This window comes from Candidatus Parvarchaeota archaeon (assembly GCA_016866895.1).
Lineage (GTDB): Archaea > Micrarchaeota > Micrarchaeia > Anstonellales > VGKX01 > VGKX01.
Genome location: VGKX01000012.1, coordinates 1 through 14590, shown reverse-complemented (window position 1 = coordinate 14590; position 14590 = coordinate 1). Strand labels below are relative to the sequence as shown.

Below are 14590 nucleotides of genomic sequence, written 5' to 3'. Positions count from 1 at the left end.
CTCCAGCACCAGGCCCCTTTGCGCCCAAAATGAGTTTTTGAAGTCTTCCGGACAGCCGCCAACCACGGCATTTTCCAGCTCAATCTCAGCCGATGCATCTTTTATTTGAAGGCATATTGAGTTTGATGGTGAAAGGAAATTGAGGGCAGATTCAAGGCTCTGCTTTGCATCTTGGTCCGCATCGGCAAAATACTTTTTGAGGTCGGCTGCCATGTCCGATTTGAGGGAGACTTCGGCCAGGTCGTTTGCAAGCTGCACCCCGTACAGGTCGTTTCTTTGCCCTGCAGGACTTGCGGCAAGGAGCATTGACAGGAATGACAGGCCTACAATCAACGAAAAAATGGCTTCAAGGCTTTGCATTTGATTACCACCCGCATACCTCAAGCTTGGCCGGCCTTCCCTCAAAAACCGCAAGCCTGGTGACACAATGATAGTTTTTTTGCTGTTGCCAATCAGGTGCAGGAGAAAACGAGGGCAACTGCCAAGTGGCGTCTGACCCTGAAGGCAAAATTCTTGCACTTGTATTTTCAAATCCGGCTATTCCCTGCCCCAAGACAGTGCTCGTGGCAAACCACTCTGAAAGCACATGGTGGCGCACTGAGGAGGGGGTTTTGACGGCGCCATGGTATTTTATTGCATAATCTGCCGCCGCATTGACCCTGGCATCCAGCGCAAAGAGAGCTATATGGTTTTCCAGCTGGCGGTTTTTGAAATTAAGTGTTGAGACAAAGGCCGCCAGAAGCAGGAGAAGGGCAAGGCAACAGACAGTCGCATCAAGTGAAAATTGGCCTTTGCCGCCTTCCTTGCGCCTAAGGCAGGATACCGCCAATAATTTATTCCGGATTGTATTCATTGGCATCAACAAGCCGCGGCGGCCTTGCCGGAACAGAAGTTGCGCTTAAATTATTATAGATGGCATCTGCCGCCTTTGCGCTGCCGGAAAATGCAAGGGAAAAATACAGCTGCATATTTTTTGCTGCGAAATACGATGACTCTGAATAAGAGATACGCGCGTCCTGGGACTTTTTTAGTGCCAGAACAGAATGAAGAAGAAGGCTGAGAAGGGCAATGCAGATGGCAAAGAAAAGCGCAAATTCCACTGATGCCTGGCCCTGTTTTCCTGCGCTGATTTCAATTTTCATGCCTTAGCCTCGTAAATCCTGGACATGTAATGGATTGACGCCGAATTTTGCACATGGTCGTAGAGGGAAAAGCCAAGGCCAAAGCCCCCAAAGCTTCCTGCAACGGGAACTGTGCCTGACGGGTCGGTGCCTGCAATGCCATAAGACCCGTCAGCCGACTCCATTATGGCAAGTGAGTTTTCACACTGCGGACTTGAAAGCTCAAGGCAGCCGGGACATGGCACTGCGACCCCAGAGGACTCCATGAGTCCTATCGAGGCGCCTTTGCCAATAAACGAGCTTGGGCCGCACCAGAAAACCGCACCATATTGTGCATATTCCTGTTTGAGGCGGCGCGAATTGGAAAGCAGTGAAAGGTAGACGTATTTGCGCGAAAGTTGCGATTGGGTCAGGCCTTCAACCTGGGAAGCAGGCACGCCTGCCGCAAGCAAAAGCGCGTGCAGTGCCTGCCCATCTTTTTTTGCCTTGGAAAGTGAGACTCTGGCGGCCTCAAACATGCTGTTGTGGATGTCTGATGCTGCATAGAACTTTTTTTCAGAGGCAATAAGTGCGGAGGGGGGGCTTGGGTCAAGTCTGTGGATTAAGGAATAGGAGGGCAGGACAACTGCCATGATGGCAATTGCAAGCAAAAACGTCACAAACGCTTTCACATAAGTCTTTTTGAAGGCAACGAGTTAAAGCTTTTGGCACAAAAAAACAGCTAGTTGGGGCGGGCTGGATAAGGACTGGATGGGAAATTGTAGTTGATTTGATGGACTCAGGCGATAAAAAACATCTGGCAATTTTGCTTTTCATATTTATGGCATTCAGGCTGCCGTTTATCCAGTCATCCCCTTTGATTCTTGATGAGAACCTCTATGCGCAGATGACTCTGGAGTTTGCAGGCAGGCCGGCATTTGTGACTACTTATCTTGGTTTTGAGACAGGCTGGAAGCCCCCTCTTTACTTTCTCCTTAACGTGCCGTTTGTCATGCTTGGAAAGGCAGCCGGGTTTGGCATTGAGCTTACGTACAGGCTTTCCGGGCTGGCGTTCTCGCTTGCAGCGCTTGCAGTCCTGTATTATCTTGTTAAAAACTTGTACAAAAACGCGCAACTTGCTTTTGTTTCCTCTACAATATATGCAGTCCTTTACCCAGTCGTCTTTGTCAACAACCTTGGAGTCACCGACAACCTGTTCATGCTCCTTGAGCTGCTGTCGCTCTATTATTATTTTAGGGGGCGGGACCGGATGGACTTTGCAGCAGGCGGCGCTCTTGCTTTTCTTGCCTATTTTGCAAAGACAGTAATGGCATTTGCAATACCTCTTCTTGCCGTGTTCTTTTGGTATTTCAAAGATAGAAAAATACTTGGCGACAGGACGTTTCTGCTTTCCCTTTGCTCCACGCCAGTTGCCGCGGCAATATTTGCCTATGCCCTGTCCCAAAGCAGCCTTCTTGGCTCAGATGCCTCGACTTTTCTCCAGAAGTTTGATTTGCAGGAAAAGCCCTTTGCAACCTCAATGCTCAGGGCCCTTGGATATTTTTTAATGGAGGGGCTTCCTTTTACCGGATTTTTCCTTTACGGCTTGTGGAAAAAATTGCCTGGGTTTGACCCTTTCCTGCTCGTCTGGCTGTCGCTTCTGCCTGTTTTGATTTGGGGCTCAAACACCGGAATGCCCTGGTATCTGCTGCCAGCGCTTCCGGCGGTGGCGGTTGTCGGCGCAGTCGTATTTATTGACGCAAAAGGAAAACTTGACGCCATTGCAGCAGTCGCACTTGCAATTTGCATATTGATTAGTTTTGTGTACGCTGCCCTGGCTTATGCGACAGCCTATGAACGGGCATGGGAAAGGGATGCTGGAGTTTATCTTGCCGGAAAGGGAAACGTGTATTTTATAGGGACATATGCGCCTGGGGCAGTGTTTTACAAGCTTGAAACTGAAAGGGCGGAAGGAAGCTTGCAAATTGGAAAGGAAAGTTTTAGCAACGTTTGCATGGGAGTATTGGGGAAAGGCAACCTGCGGCTTTATGAAAACAGGGAGTTTGTCAGCGAGGTGCTTGCAAACAAGCCTGAAAAATTCAATTTTACAAGGAATTTCGGGGATGTTTTCTGGGAGACTCGGCCGTTTTTGATGGAGTGCAATGAGTTCAAGGCAGATTATATACTTGCATCCGAAGTCCCAAAAAGCATAGTTGAAGGATTTGGATATAGGCTTGACAGGGAATTCGGGCAGAGGCTTGTTGCATATAAAAGAGAGGGCACTGGATAGCTTGCGGATAAATGACAGGAGGCCGGTGCCCGGAAGAGACGCATATTTTATTGGAAGGTTATGAACATGGGAAGAAAAGCCAAGATTGCGATAATACTGCCTGTCCACAATGGCACTAGCTACCTTGAGCGCTCAATAAAAAGCATCCGAAGCCACATGCGCAGGCTTGGGGAAGGGGATTATGAAATAATAATTTCAGAGGATGGGAGCACTGATGGGACTGCGGGACTTTTGGAAAGAATAAGGGCTTCACAGAACGGGATACTGGTATTGAGCAGCAAAACCCGCCTTGGCAAGGGCGCAGCCATAGAACTTGCATGCAAAAACACCAAGGCTGAAAAAATTGTATATTTTGACGCCGACCTGGCAACGCAGCTTGAGGCGCTTGCAGGCCTCATACGGTTGCTTGATGACAATGACGTGGTAATAGGTTCCAGATATGCCAGTGGGGCAAAGGCGAACAGAAAGCCGCTGCGATGGGCTTTGAGTTTTTGTTACCTCAAACTAATCAACTTGCTTTTTGGCGCAAATATTACGGACTACCAGTGCGGATTCAAGGCTTACAGGCGGGATGTGTTTTTGGATGTGAGCAGGAAAGTTAAGGATAAGTGGTGGTTCTGGGACACGGAGTTTTTGCTTGAGGCACTGGACGCAGGAAAAAAAATATGTGAAGTGCCAGTTTTTTGGGACGAGCAAAAGGACACGACTTTTAGCATATTCAAGGATACAAAGAACATGGCAGTGGCGCTTGCCAAATACAGGCTGCGAAAGTCAGGGTTTTTTCCTGGCAACGCAGATAATGCTTGTGCCAACGGGAATTGAAGCCCCCATTGAAATAGCCTTGCGCTCGGCGGCAGAAAGAGACAGGAGAAGGGAATTGACTGGGCCTGGAACCGAGAAATCGTCAGAGCCTTCCACACTTGCAAGTTTTTTTACAAGCCTTGCGGCAACTGCGGGAAAAAGGGCATATGAGAAAAAATGGGAGCACCTGAGTATTTCAAACATTGAAAGGAGGCCTGCAATGGATTTTGTGGTGTGCCTTCGCTTGTGGCCTACCGCAATATCATGAAGGGAAAACAGCCACGGGTATGCAGGAACCGTGGCTATTAAATAGCCCCCGGGCTTGAGCACCCTGTATGCCTGCGCCACGGCTCTTTTGTCGTCTGCAATGTGCTCAAGAACATCGGCATAGACGACTATATCGGCAAAGTTATCCTTGAACGGCAGGTCCAGTGCATCCCCAAGCCGCGCATCCAGACCCTGGTTGCGGCAAAATGAGAGGGCTATTTTTGAGTTGTCAAGCCCAATGGCCTTGCCAAAAGATGAAAGTTTGGATAGATTAGAGCCGGTGCCACAGCCGATTTCCAAAATCACCGTCTTTTGCTTTTTTGGGGTTATTGACTGGACTAGCTGGCAGAGCAAAAGCTGCCTTGAAACAAACCACCAGTTGGTGTTTTGCACCCGGGCCATTTTTTCATAGTCAATGCGCTTCATAGCCTCACCGTGCAGTTTTCTCAAAAACAACAAAACCCGGCCGCTCGCCAAACGATGCTGCCTTGAGGTAGCCCTCCGGCACTTGGCCTGCAAAATAATCTAGATGGCTTTTTTCAACAACAAGATACGTGTCATTGAAAGTGTTGATTTTTCGCATGACGGTTTCCTGCGAATCCGACTGGCTTGTGTAAATAGCATGGATTCTGGGTGACATTCCATAGCCATTATTTTGTTTGCTGCCTCCAGCGCCTTCGGCAAAAAATTTGTATGGAAGCACTGTCATGCGCATGTTGGCAAGAAGAGCAGGGGAACTTGTATTTGAATAATGATTTGTGTAGTAGCTCCAGATTGCCATGTTCGGCTTTGCGGCAAGGATAGTCAGGGGATATTTGCCTGCAAGGAAGAGCCCTAATTGTTTTTGCGACGGGAAATCATATCTGGAGTCAAAGGATGCGTAGTAAAGTGTGTTGAGGCTGAAGAGCGCGCAAAGCAGCAGAAGAATGCCCAAAGCCATTGCGTCTGCCTTTTTGGCTGCACACAAAGCCGATGCAACAAGAAGGGCAGGTCCGAAAAACAGGATTGCCGTGTAATAGAAAGAGTTGAGAACAAAAAATGAGAAGAGCAGGATAATTTGACTAACTTCGAACAGATGCCCCTTGAGCGCTTCGCGCTTTATAAAAAGAATGGACGACAGGAGCACTAACACCCCCAGGTGGATTTGAAGGCCCGAGGCAAAGGAAAATGCCGCGGATGCCGCATCTGGGCTGAGCCTGGTGAAAAACTCTGTTTGGACAAGAAGCCATAATTGCGTGAGCCTGTTTGGGTAGTATGGAATAGCTGAAACCAGTATGGCCAGAACGACCGATACGGCAGCATAGGCAAAGTAGTCAATCCTAATTTTTTGGCGCAGCAGCATAAAGGGGACAAGAACCGCAAAAAACAGCGCAATCTGCTGCATTTTTATGTAAAATGCAAGCCCGGTTAGAAGGCCGGCTGCAATCGAGCCGCCTTTTGTCTGGTTTGAGACGAGTTGATGGAGCGCAAGGAAAAGCGCCAGGAGAAAGAAAATGTCTGGGGAATAGTAAAAGGATATAAGGGAAAAATTTGGGGTGATTGAGAAAAACAAGGCTCCGGCCGCGGCCCCTGTTCTTGACTTGGTCAGATGTTCGAGGATAAGAAAGAGAACTGCAAGAGCCAGCGCGCCAAAAATGATTGAGGTTATCCTGAAGGGGACTTCGATTGGCAGCGAGAATGCTGCCGAGAGTGGAAGGAATATTGACAGGAATGGTGCAGAGAGAACAAACATGCCAGCAGGTTTAATCACAAGCTCGCCATATACATCAGGCCTTCCAGACTTGGCAAACTCGGCGTATGCATTGGCATAGTTGGCTTCATCACCGATAAAAAATGGAAAAATAACTGAGAGGAAAAGCCTTGAAACAAGAAAAAATGCAAGAAGCGCCAGGAACTGCCTTGACTTGAGGGATGGGGGAAGCATTGGAATACACAACTGGAACAAATATTTATTTATCACGGGCTGGCTTGCATTTAACCATTAATTTAGGTGATTGTGGATTTGAGGTAGGCGACAATGTGCTTCAGGCCGATTTTTGACTTGCCTGACCCGCGCGCGCCAAACACATAGTAGATTTTTGAAATTTTAGTTTGGGCGGGAAGCTGCTTTGCAATGTCAAAAAGGAGCTTATAGCCGCTTTTGTTTATCCTTGCTGCGGAAAGTTTTTCAAAGGCTGTTTTTTTCATGCCAAAAAACCCGGAAAGAACATCAAAGTCGCTTTGCCTGCCCCTGACTGCAAGAGAAACCGCGCCTATTGCACTTGCAGCAAGACTCATAAGCCTGCGGTGGGCTGGCCAGCCATTTACACTTGCACGACAAGCGACAACCAAATCAGGGTGGTTGGAAGACTCAAATGCATGAATAATATCATCAACAGCCTCAGGCGGGTGCTGCATGTCCCCATCCATTACAATAAAGTAAGGCGTCTTGCAAGCTGCCACACCATCAAGCACGCTTGCAGCAAGCCCTTTGGTGCTTGAACCTGACCTGTCAAGAAATAACAAATTGCGACCATAATGCCTGCACGACTCAACAGTTTTTTTTGTGCCGTCAACTGAGCCGTCATCAGAGACGATTATCTTGAGCCCCGGATAGAGTTTCCTTATTTCCCTCAAAAGAACGCCAATGTTGGCTTTCTCATTCAGGGTTGGCACTATGAGGGTGAAGCTTGAGTATTCGGGCATGGAAAGAATTTGAAAAAGAAGAATAAAAAAGAGGGGGTTTGGGCAAAAGCCCAAAGCACCTGCTTAGCAGCTAACTGAGTTGCCCCCGCCATATAGATAGTTCAAGAATGGAGGCGCAATAACCACAATCAGGACGCCAATCACGGCACCGATAAGCATTGCGGTTGCCCAGACGTTTGCACGGGCCCTCGTCTCAGCGCCCATCATTTGGCCGACTGCATAAAGTGCGCCTGCGCCAACAATCATGAGCATTGCCGCCATTGGGACAAGCGTCTTGATGCTCACACAAAATTGTGACAAGGCGGCTACCAGGCTGTTGAAGCCGCCTGAGCCTTGCGCTGCAGCCATATTTAGCAAGAATATTGCCACAAGCGGTGCGTATACCAACTTTTTCAAATTCATTTTATCATCCTCCTAGGAAGTGTGAATTAGTATCATCGGGGTAGTTTAAAAAGATTGCCATAATTGGAAGGAATTGGAAGGGGGTTGTAGGTAATAGAAACGCATGTAAGACTTGCCAGACCGGCTGCAGCAAATCAGTGCTTGCAGTAGCTTGCGGCAAAGCGAAGATTGCAACTATCGTGGGTTGCGATTCAATCGTCCTCAAGTTTTCGGAGGGTTTTTTTTGCCGCCTCATTTTCAGATGGTGGCCTGCCCCCAAGCCCAAAAGAAAACACGCGGCTTTGACTGTGTTGTTGGCTGGATTGCAGGGTGTGTTGGTTTTTGGCTATGGCTTTGGACTGTCTTCCCCGTGTCTTGAGATAATAGGCGGCACACAAAACAACAATAAGCGCCACAACTGCTGCAATTGGCACTGCCAGGCTGTCCTGCTTTTTGCTTCCAGCTGCAAGTATCAGCTCGTTTGAGCTTTTTATCGAGCTTTCCGAAGCTATTATGGATTCTGCAAAGTTTCCCTCTTCAAGCCGGCTTCTGGCCTGGGCAGCCAAATCATTGGCCTGTTTTGCCTTAGCTTCAAACTCCGGCCCCTTTCCATAGGACATGTTCATTGCAAGGATTGTCAAGGCCTGGGCATCCAGGCTTTTTTCATCTGCCGCTTTTTCTAAGCGAGACAGCTGCCCTAAAACTGAAGATAATGTTGACGACGCCTCTTGGTTGGCAAATGCGGCCTGCTGCGCCGACTCAAGGCTGATTTGCCTGCCGGATTGCTTGTCCGGGATTTTTTCAAGCGCCTTTGAGGCTCTTGAAAGCGAACTTTGGGCTTTTTCAATGTCAAGTGAAAGCCGCACTGTCCTGCTTCTTGAAAGAACGGTTTTTTCCTTTGCAAGTTTTGAAAGCGCCCCGTTTGCCCTGGCAATGCTTGACGAGGCGTTGGCTGCAAGCAAGTACGCCTGTGCCTGCATTTGGTTTTGTGCGTCTTTTGAAATTGCAGATATATTCTCAAGCTGCAGGTAAATGCCGGTTGTATCTGATGGCTGGCCGTATTGCACAAGCTGCAGGCCGTGCCTGATTTGGCTTTTCAGGCCGGCTCGAAGATTTGAAATGATTTTGAACTGGGCAGACCCAGGCCCGAAAAGCTTTTCTTCTGATGCAAGCTCTCTCTCGTTTTGCCCGTCTGCCTGGATTAGGGCTTGGTGCTCGAATTCAGAAACGTCGATTTTCGAGATAACCCCCTGGGCAAGGCGGCGCGACTCCTCTGCACCTTCAAAATCCCCTTCAGAATATTTTTCTGCCGCAGTATCAAGAAGCAGCAAGGCCTTGGAAACCTGGCTGGGGATTTGTTTGGAATCGGAGTTTGACGCTTTTGCCAAGACAAGATATGCCTGGTTTGCCGAGTCTAGTCTCCCCCTTGTCTTATTGTAGCCCGTGTCAAATGATTCCTTGAAGCCCCCGAGCTTTTCCGATTCTGCTTGCGCTTTTGAGATTGTTTCATATGCAAGCCTTGCCGCCTGCAGGACATCCCCGGAGTCATAGAGGGCTTGGGCAGCCTCTATGCCCCGCATATATTTTGATGTTGTATTTTTTGAGGATAAGGAAAGCCTTGCGGCAGCAAGATAGTCTGATGTGAAGTTTGCCGCATCGGTTGAGGCGCCCGTGATTTTAAGGCTGTATGTGCGCCCTTTTTTTGGATTTAGAAGCAGGAATGAGACGGTGCCAAGGCCGCCTGGGTTTGAAACTTTGACGCCAGAGACTTCTGTATCTTGCCCAAGGGGGCTGATTTTGACATTTGAGCTGGTTGAAACAAATGCAGGTATCGAAACCTCAATGTTTTCAAAGTCCTCCTTAATCCCAAAAATCGTGGCTGTAGTGGAGAGCTGAAGGCCGTTTTGCAAAGCTGATACCGTGGTGTTGGTGATTTGGACTGAAAACGGATTGTCAATTTGGTAGCTGAACCTTGCCTTATAGGATTGTTGTTCAAGCTGCGGGAGGGTGACTATGGCAAATGTTGAGGGCAAGCCTGCTTGGGATGAGCTTTCAATAATAGTGCCAAGCTCCCGATTATCTAAGGTTGCTGACACTGCGGTTGTGGAGTTTGGCACCTGAAGCCTCAGATGCGGGCGGGCAAGTGGAAAGTCCGGCCTTAGTTCCACAACTTGGGATACCTGTGCCTGCTCCTTTCTGATTTGTGATGTTTTTGATGAGACATATGCAAGAAGCGGAGTGAAGTTGCCGGCCAGCTCAAGCCGATTGTTTTCGTGCGCCCCGATTTTGTCAAGATAGATTGCAAATTGCGGTTGGCGGCCTGCCGAAACAACACCGCCACTTTTGGCTGGCTGCAGGCGCTCAATGCCAACTATGCCATCTGATTTGAAGCGAAGGTCTGAAGATTGGTATGGGGTTTGGGAGGTGAAAAGGACCTCGACTTTCCGTTTTTGAATGCCGTCCGTGGTCAAGACCTGTTGGTTTTGCTGAGGCTGGCCGCCATAAAAAACAAGGCTGGTCGGATTTGAAACGGAAACTTGCGTCTTGAAAAGCGCAGGCTCGTTTGAATATGTTTTTGGCTCAAAATCCTGGACAGAAACTGTTTTCTGCATGAATGATGAGAGGACCTGCGGTTTTTGGGCTTCAATCTTTGCCGAAAGTTCCAGAAGATTAGCCTCCACTGATTTTCTTTTCCCGGCAACCAAAGCAAGGTTTGGCTTGCCTGATGCAAACCAGTTTGACACTGAATCAAATTCCTGATTGAGATTTGGGAAGAAAGCTGCCTGGTTTTCAAGCACCAGGAATTTTTCAGACAACGGAGCATATTCAAGGTTAAGCTGGTCGGACAGGCTTTCTATTGAAAGCTCCAGTTGGTTTTGAAGGTGGCGTATTGCAAGGGGTTGGATGCGGGAATTTTGGTAGGTGGTCTCATACTCGGAAAGGGCGTTGGAATACGCAGTCGCATCAATTCCATCCGCCTGCGCGCCTTTTACAAGGAGTGAAAAATATGCGAGCCGCGCTTCAAGATTTGTTGAAGCGTTTGGGCCTGCAAGGGACCAGGAGAGAAGAATGCTTTCCGCCTCCTCAATATCGCTTTGCGCGCTATTTAGCTTTTCAAGTTGCCAGGACAAAGGCGCACCGGGTTTTTTTGCATCGGCAAGACCATCACGCGCCTGCACAAACAAATCCTCGATGTTCTGGCTTCTGATTTTGTCAAGGGCAAAACCCTGATGCTTTTCGGACAAGGCTGATTTGAGGCGCACAAGCCGCAGCGCAAGGCTTTCCCGCCTTTGCCAAAGGTAGTCTTCCGCGATTCGGGCCGATGTAACATAATACGCCTCCGAATTTGAATACAGGTGCACTGACTCGTTGAAGTAATGGATTTTGGAAATCGCCCAGTTTGGCGATTGCCCGGTTATTTGCTGCCCCGACATAAAATATGAATCGGCAAGGGCAATTTTACTGCGCGCCAAAGACAGCTGCCGGTTGTCTTCCAGGCCCGCATAAACAAGAACTTCGGCAACTCCGTTTCCATCGAAATAGTTTGCAGCCTCCTGCGCTTTTTTTGAAGCCGACAGCGCAGTTTGGCGCGACACCTCGGCCTCCTGCGCCATCAGCTCAACTGCCTTGCGTGTCGCGCGCGAAGTCAGGTGCAGTTGTTCAAGAAGCGGCTGGCCTGACACCGCGCCGCTGCCCTGCCCTGTTGCAGTCTGGCCAAGCAAAAGAAGGTTGAAGTTGCCGGCTACGTCAAAATCCCCAAAATCTATGACATTGTACTGGTTTTGGAGATGTAGGCGCAGGCCCTCGTTTTTGTTTTGCAAAGCGGCGGTAATTTTGTAAAAATCGTTTTGCTGCCTTCCTGACGCCCCTGCAAGAAGATTACTGGACGCAACATACTGCTCCTTTGCCTTGCCAAAGTAGCAGGGGGAAGAGGCACCCATGAAGGAAAGTTCGGATACTGCTCCATAAATGTCGTCAAGCTCGCCGTTGTATGCGGCATTGGCAGCCTGCAAGGCATCGAGCTGGCTGTCTAGTGCACTTGACCAGTGTGACGAGTATTGGCGGAAAAACGATTCGCTTCTTTCTAGTTTGGAGAGCAGGGTAATGGCCCCGATTGGAAGTTTGAATTCAAAAGGAATCGGCTGCTGCAATACCTGCAGCTCTTCAAGGTTGAATAGAGAGGTGATTTGCAAATGGTCATTGTCCGCATCTGCCTTTGACACCGCGGCATTTCTTGAGTTTTCCAGTGCAAGGCGGATGCGGGAAGCGCTTGGGCCGTTTTGCTGGACAAGAATATCGGTTGTCCCTGTGGCCATGGAGGCTATTTGGGCCGATTCAAGCGACAGGTCCATGGCATGAGCCTTTGCCGGGCTAAAAAATAACGATGCAGGACTTGTTTTTGAAAGAATTGACGGGTCCGGTTTGGTGGATTCACGAAGAGTTTTTTCATCTTTCCACGGCCTCTCGAACTTCTCGGGAAGCGTGATTGGATAGGTGATTGGGCCTTGGGCAAAAAGGCAGGCTTTGCCAAAATCAACCTGCCCGGAAGAGAATGTTGGCTGGCCCTGCTGCAACTCCGACTGCTGGATTTGTGCAAAAAGCGGCAGGTTATCTGGCACAAGGGCAATGAAGCATAGGATAAGAAGCATGAGCGCTTTGCAAAGCAGACTCATGGTGTTATATTGCCAGCAGCGTTATAAATAATTATGCAGGGGGGCGAGGGGGGGTTTTTTGAAAAATGCGCCGAGGTTGCAGCATATGCGAGGAGCTTCACAAGCCCGACGATTGTGCACCATTATGATTGTGACGGGATTACAAGCGGCAGCATAGCCGCCCTTGGCCTCAAAAAAGACGGCAAATTCCCAAAAATGGTGACTTTGCGCAAACTTGACGACCAGATTGTCAATGAACTGTTTTGCGACAAAAATGAAATTGTGTTTGTTGATTTTGGCGGCGGCTGCAAGGCAATAGACCAAATCAAGGATGCCGTTGTCATAGACCACCACCAGACCGAGGGAATTGCGACACTCCAGGCAAACCCGCAGTTGCACGGGCTTGACGGGGGCGCGGAAATTTCTGCTGCAGGGGTTGCGTATTTTGTTTTCGGGCAGGCCGAGTGGCTCGGCGTGGTAGGGGCTGTTGGAGACGTGCAGGCGCCATTGCACGGGCTGAATGGAAAGTTACTTGAGATTGGCGGGAAAAACAAGACAGTCTCGCGTTCCAACGGGCTGAGACTTTATGGAAAAGGGACAAGGCCGCTCAAACAGCTTTTGCTTTATGCCGACGACCCTTACCTGCCTGGCATCAGCGGAAACGAGGAGGCGTGCTCAAGAATCATAGAAAGTTCCGGCGTGGAACAGGTTTTCGGAAGCGCGCAGCGGACATATAATGATTTGAACGATGAGGAAAAAAAGAAGTTTGTGGGAAATTTGGTTGATGCGTTGAGCCAGGGCCGCAGCCAAAACGTGGCACAGGAGCTTTTTGGCGAAAGTTACCAGTTGGACATTTACAGGTATACCCCTCAGCTATACGAGGCCGCGGAATTTGCAACGCTGCTAAACGCCTGTGGGAGGAACGACAAGCCGCAAATCGGGATAGGGGTTTGTCTTGGAGCGACAGGTGCGCTGCAGGAGGCGATTGGGCTTCTTGCGGCCCACAGGAAAAACTTGCAGGCAGGAGTTACATACGGCGCAAAAAACATCCAGGATTTTGGCCCGTTTAGGCTTCTGGACGGGCGTGGCGTTATTGATGATGGGATAATAGGCGTGGTGGCCGGCATGCTTATGGGCGGGAAGGGGGACAGGCCGATGGTTGCGCTTTCCTTAGACAAGGAGGGGCAAGTAAAAGTCTCGGGGCGCGCAAAAAAAACAAGCATAGACGCTGGAATCAACCTCGGGGCCGCAATGAAGGCGGCTGCCTTGAAGGCAGGAGGAGTTGGCGGGGGCCACGCACAGGCCGCTGGCTGCACAATTCCAAACGATAATGTTGATGCATTTCTTGCGACAATCGGCGGCGTGTTTAGGTCGCAGGCAAACCAGGATTATAAAGAATGATGGTAAATTAGGTGTGGGCAATAATCCGGCGGCAGGGTAGGTTGCGATGAATTGGAAAAATGCACTCCATGAAGCATATTTGGTGTATAGGAAAAACACCGTAGGCTATGCAAAACTTGGGTTCCTATATTTCTTTTGCGTCGCCATGAGTTTTGCCGCCCCGCTTGCCGTTTTCGTCCTCGTGTTTTTTGCAAGCGCCGCCACAGGCACACACCAGTCCGCTGCGCCTGCTAGCTATGCGGTGCTTGCCTTGTGTGTTGTAGCAGGTATTTTGATTTCGGCCATATTCAAAGGCGGATTTTATAGTGCAATTCTCGGGGCATACGATGCCGGGAATGCCGACGCATTTGAGTTTATTGGATGCGCCGGAAAAAATGCCAGGGAATCCATAGTAGTGGAGGGAGTCCAATATGCTTTGCTTGCCTGCTGCAGCCTGCCGTTTATTCTCCTCGTAATTTTCACAAAGACGCCGCTTGCGGCGGCAGTCGCGCTTCTTGCCATTTTCGCCCTTGCAGTGGTGATATTTGGAACATTCTCACTTGCCCAATGCGCCATTGCAATGGATGGATATGGAGCCAAGGCAGCGCTAAAAAAATCTTACATGACGGCAAGAAACAACATCGGGGATTTCGCGGAGATTCAGGCGATAATCATAGGCTGGTTTGTTGTGATTTTGATGCTCGTGCCCGTTGGAATTGGACTGCTTGCCCTGACTCTTGCATATCTTCCCATAAGCGCCCTGATGCTCTTGCTTTTTTACAGGAGCAGAAGGGTTGTTGAAAGGAAGATTTAAATTTTACAGATGCGTATTTTTGTCCATGGCAGACGAGAACGCTCCGGCAGCCGCTGCAATGAGACTTAAGGCATTGAGTAGGACGGAAAAGGAGTTTGCCGCCCCGCTTAGGGAGGAGCTTCCAGCCAAGCTTGGAAGGTTCAGCAATGTGCCCATAGGCAAGGTAATAGATACGGAAAACCCTGATTTTAGGAAAATGACTGCCGGACAGGCAGCGCAA

General features: G+C 49.3%; 14 protein-coding genes. 5 read left to right on the top strand and 9 right to left on the bottom strand.

The window, feature by feature from the left end; all coding sequences use genetic code 11:
* The 4 genes from FJZ26_01075 to FJZ26_01060 all read right to left on the bottom strand — a co-directional run.
* On the bottom strand, window positions 1-360 hold a 360-nt coding region (locus FJZ26_01075; GenBank protein ID MBM3228998.1), incomplete at its 3' end, for a hypothetical protein.
* A 4-nt stretch (window positions 361-364) separates the two neighbouring features.
* Window positions 365-853: a hypothetical protein gene (locus FJZ26_01070; GenBank protein MBM3228997.1), complete on the bottom strand. Its 489-nt coding sequence runs from the start codon at window positions 851-853 to the stop codon at window positions 365-367.
* Window positions 834-1142 (bottom strand): hypothetical protein, encoded by a 309-nt coding sequence (locus FJZ26_01065; protein MBM3228996.1) that lies wholly within the window; start codon window positions 1140-1142, stop codon window positions 834-836. Before FJZ26_01065 ends, FJZ26_01070 begins: the two co-directional genes overlap by 20 nt.
* Window positions 1139-1792 (bottom strand): hypothetical protein, encoded by a 654-nt coding sequence (locus FJZ26_01060; protein MBM3228995.1) that lies wholly within the window; start codon window positions 1790-1792, stop codon window positions 1139-1141. The genes FJZ26_01065 and FJZ26_01060 overlap by 4 nt, the downstream gene beginning before the upstream one ends.
* A 101-nt stretch (window positions 1793-1893) precedes the next feature.
* On the opposite strand from FJZ26_01060, the gene FJZ26_01055 reads away from it, so the two are divergent.
* Together FJZ26_01055 and FJZ26_01050 are read left to right on the top strand one after the other, a co-directional pair.
* The gene (locus FJZ26_01055) at window positions 1894-3390 is read left to right on the top strand and encodes a hypothetical protein (protein MBM3228994.1); all 1497 of its coding nucleotides are present in this window, start codon (window positions 1894-1896) and stop codon (window positions 3388-3390) included.
* A 60-nt stretch (window positions 3391-3450) separates the two neighbouring features.
* The gene (locus FJZ26_01050; protein ID MBM3228993.1) at window positions 3451-4212 is read left to right on the top strand and encodes a glycosyltransferase; all 762 of its coding nucleotides are present in this window, start codon (window positions 3451-3453) and stop codon (window positions 4210-4212) included.
* On the opposite strand, the gene FJZ26_01045 is transcribed toward FJZ26_01050, so the two are convergent.
* The 5 genes from FJZ26_01045 to FJZ26_01025 form a co-directional block, all read right to left on the bottom strand.
* On the bottom strand, window positions 4162-4884 hold the full coding sequence (locus FJZ26_01045) for a class I SAM-dependent methyltransferase (protein ID MBM3228992.1): 723 nt from the start codon (window positions 4882-4884) through the stop codon (window positions 4162-4164). The two genes, FJZ26_01050 and FJZ26_01045, sit on opposite strands and share 51 nt — an antisense overlap.
* Window positions 4885-4888: 4 nt before the next feature.
* On the bottom strand, window positions 4889-6382 hold the full coding sequence (locus FJZ26_01040; protein ID MBM3228991.1) for a hypothetical protein: 1494 nt from the start codon (window positions 6380-6382) through the stop codon (window positions 4889-4891).
* A 62-nt stretch (window positions 6383-6444) separates the two neighbouring features.
* Entirely contained in the window at window positions 6445-7143 is a 699-nt protein-coding gene (locus FJZ26_01035; protein ID MBM3228990.1) for a glycosyltransferase, read from the bottom strand.
* A gap of 63 nt (window positions 7144-7206) precedes the next feature.
* The gene (locus FJZ26_01030) at window positions 7207-7545 is read right to left on the bottom strand and encodes a hypothetical protein (GenBank protein MBM3228989.1); all 339 of its coding nucleotides are present in this window, start codon (window positions 7543-7545) and stop codon (window positions 7207-7209) included.
* 191 nt (window positions 7546-7736) lie between these two features.
* On the bottom strand, window positions 7737-12173 hold the full coding sequence (locus FJZ26_01025) for a hypothetical protein (GenBank protein ID MBM3228988.1): 4437 nt from the start codon (window positions 12171-12173) through the stop codon (window positions 7737-7739).
* 57 nt (window positions 12174-12230) lie between these two features.
* On the opposite strand from FJZ26_01025, the gene FJZ26_01020 reads away from it, so the two are divergent.
* From FJZ26_01020 to FJZ26_01010, 3 genes are all read left to right on the top strand, one after another.
* On the top strand, window positions 12231-13577 hold the full coding sequence (locus FJZ26_01020) for a DHH family phosphoesterase (protein ID MBM3228987.1): 1347 nt from the start codon (window positions 12231-12233) through the stop codon (window positions 13575-13577).
* A 46-nt stretch (window positions 13578-13623) separates the two neighbouring features.
* Window positions 13624-14370: a hypothetical protein gene (locus FJZ26_01015; protein ID MBM3228986.1), complete on the top strand. Its 747-nt coding sequence runs from the start codon at window positions 13624-13626 to the stop codon at window positions 14368-14370.
* 25 nt (window positions 14371-14395) lie between these two features.
* Window positions 14396-14590 (top strand): hypothetical protein (locus FJZ26_01010; protein MBM3228985.1); only part of this gene is annotated, 195 nt, incomplete at its 3' end.

Coding starts and splice junctions, on each gene's coding strand:
- FJZ26_01025 (MBM3228988.1), bottom strand. CDS start 12,173: ATGCTTCTTATCCTATGCTTCATTGCCCTTGTGCCAGATAACCTGCCG.
- FJZ26_01055 (MBM3228994.1), top strand. CDS start 1,894: ATGGACTCAGGCGATAAAAAACATCTGGCAATTTTGCTTTTCATATTT.
- FJZ26_01035 (MBM3228990.1), bottom strand. CDS start 7,143: ATGCCCGAATACTCAAGCTTCACCCTCATAGTGCCAACCCTGAATGAG.
- FJZ26_01030 (MBM3228989.1), bottom strand. CDS start 7,545: ATGAATTTGAAAAAGTTGGTATACGCACCGCTTGTGGCAATATTCTTG.
- FJZ26_01065 (MBM3228996.1), bottom strand. CDS start 1,142: ATGAAAATTGAAATCAGCGCAGGAAAACAGGGCCAGGCATCAGTGGAA.
- FJZ26_01040 (MBM3228991.1), bottom strand. CDS start 6,382: ATGCTTCCCCCATCCCTCAAGTCAAGGCAGTTCCTGGCGCTTCTTGCA.
- FJZ26_01045 (MBM3228992.1), bottom strand. CDS start 4,884: ATGAAGCGCATTGACTATGAAAAAATGGCCCGGGTGCAAAACACCAAC.
- FJZ26_01015 (MBM3228986.1), top strand. CDS start 13,624: ATGAATTGGAAAAATGCACTCCATGAAGCATATTTGGTGTATAGGAAA.
- FJZ26_01050 (MBM3228993.1), top strand. CDS start 3,451: ATGAACATGGGAAGAAAAGCCAAGATTGCGATAATACTGCCTGTCCAC.
- FJZ26_01020 (MBM3228987.1), top strand. CDS start 12,231: ATGCAGGGGGGCGAGGGGGGGTTTTTTGAAAAATGCGCCGAGGTTGCA.
- FJZ26_01070 (MBM3228997.1), bottom strand. CDS start 853: ATGAATACAATCCGGAATAAATTATTGGCGGTATCCTGCCTTAGGCGC.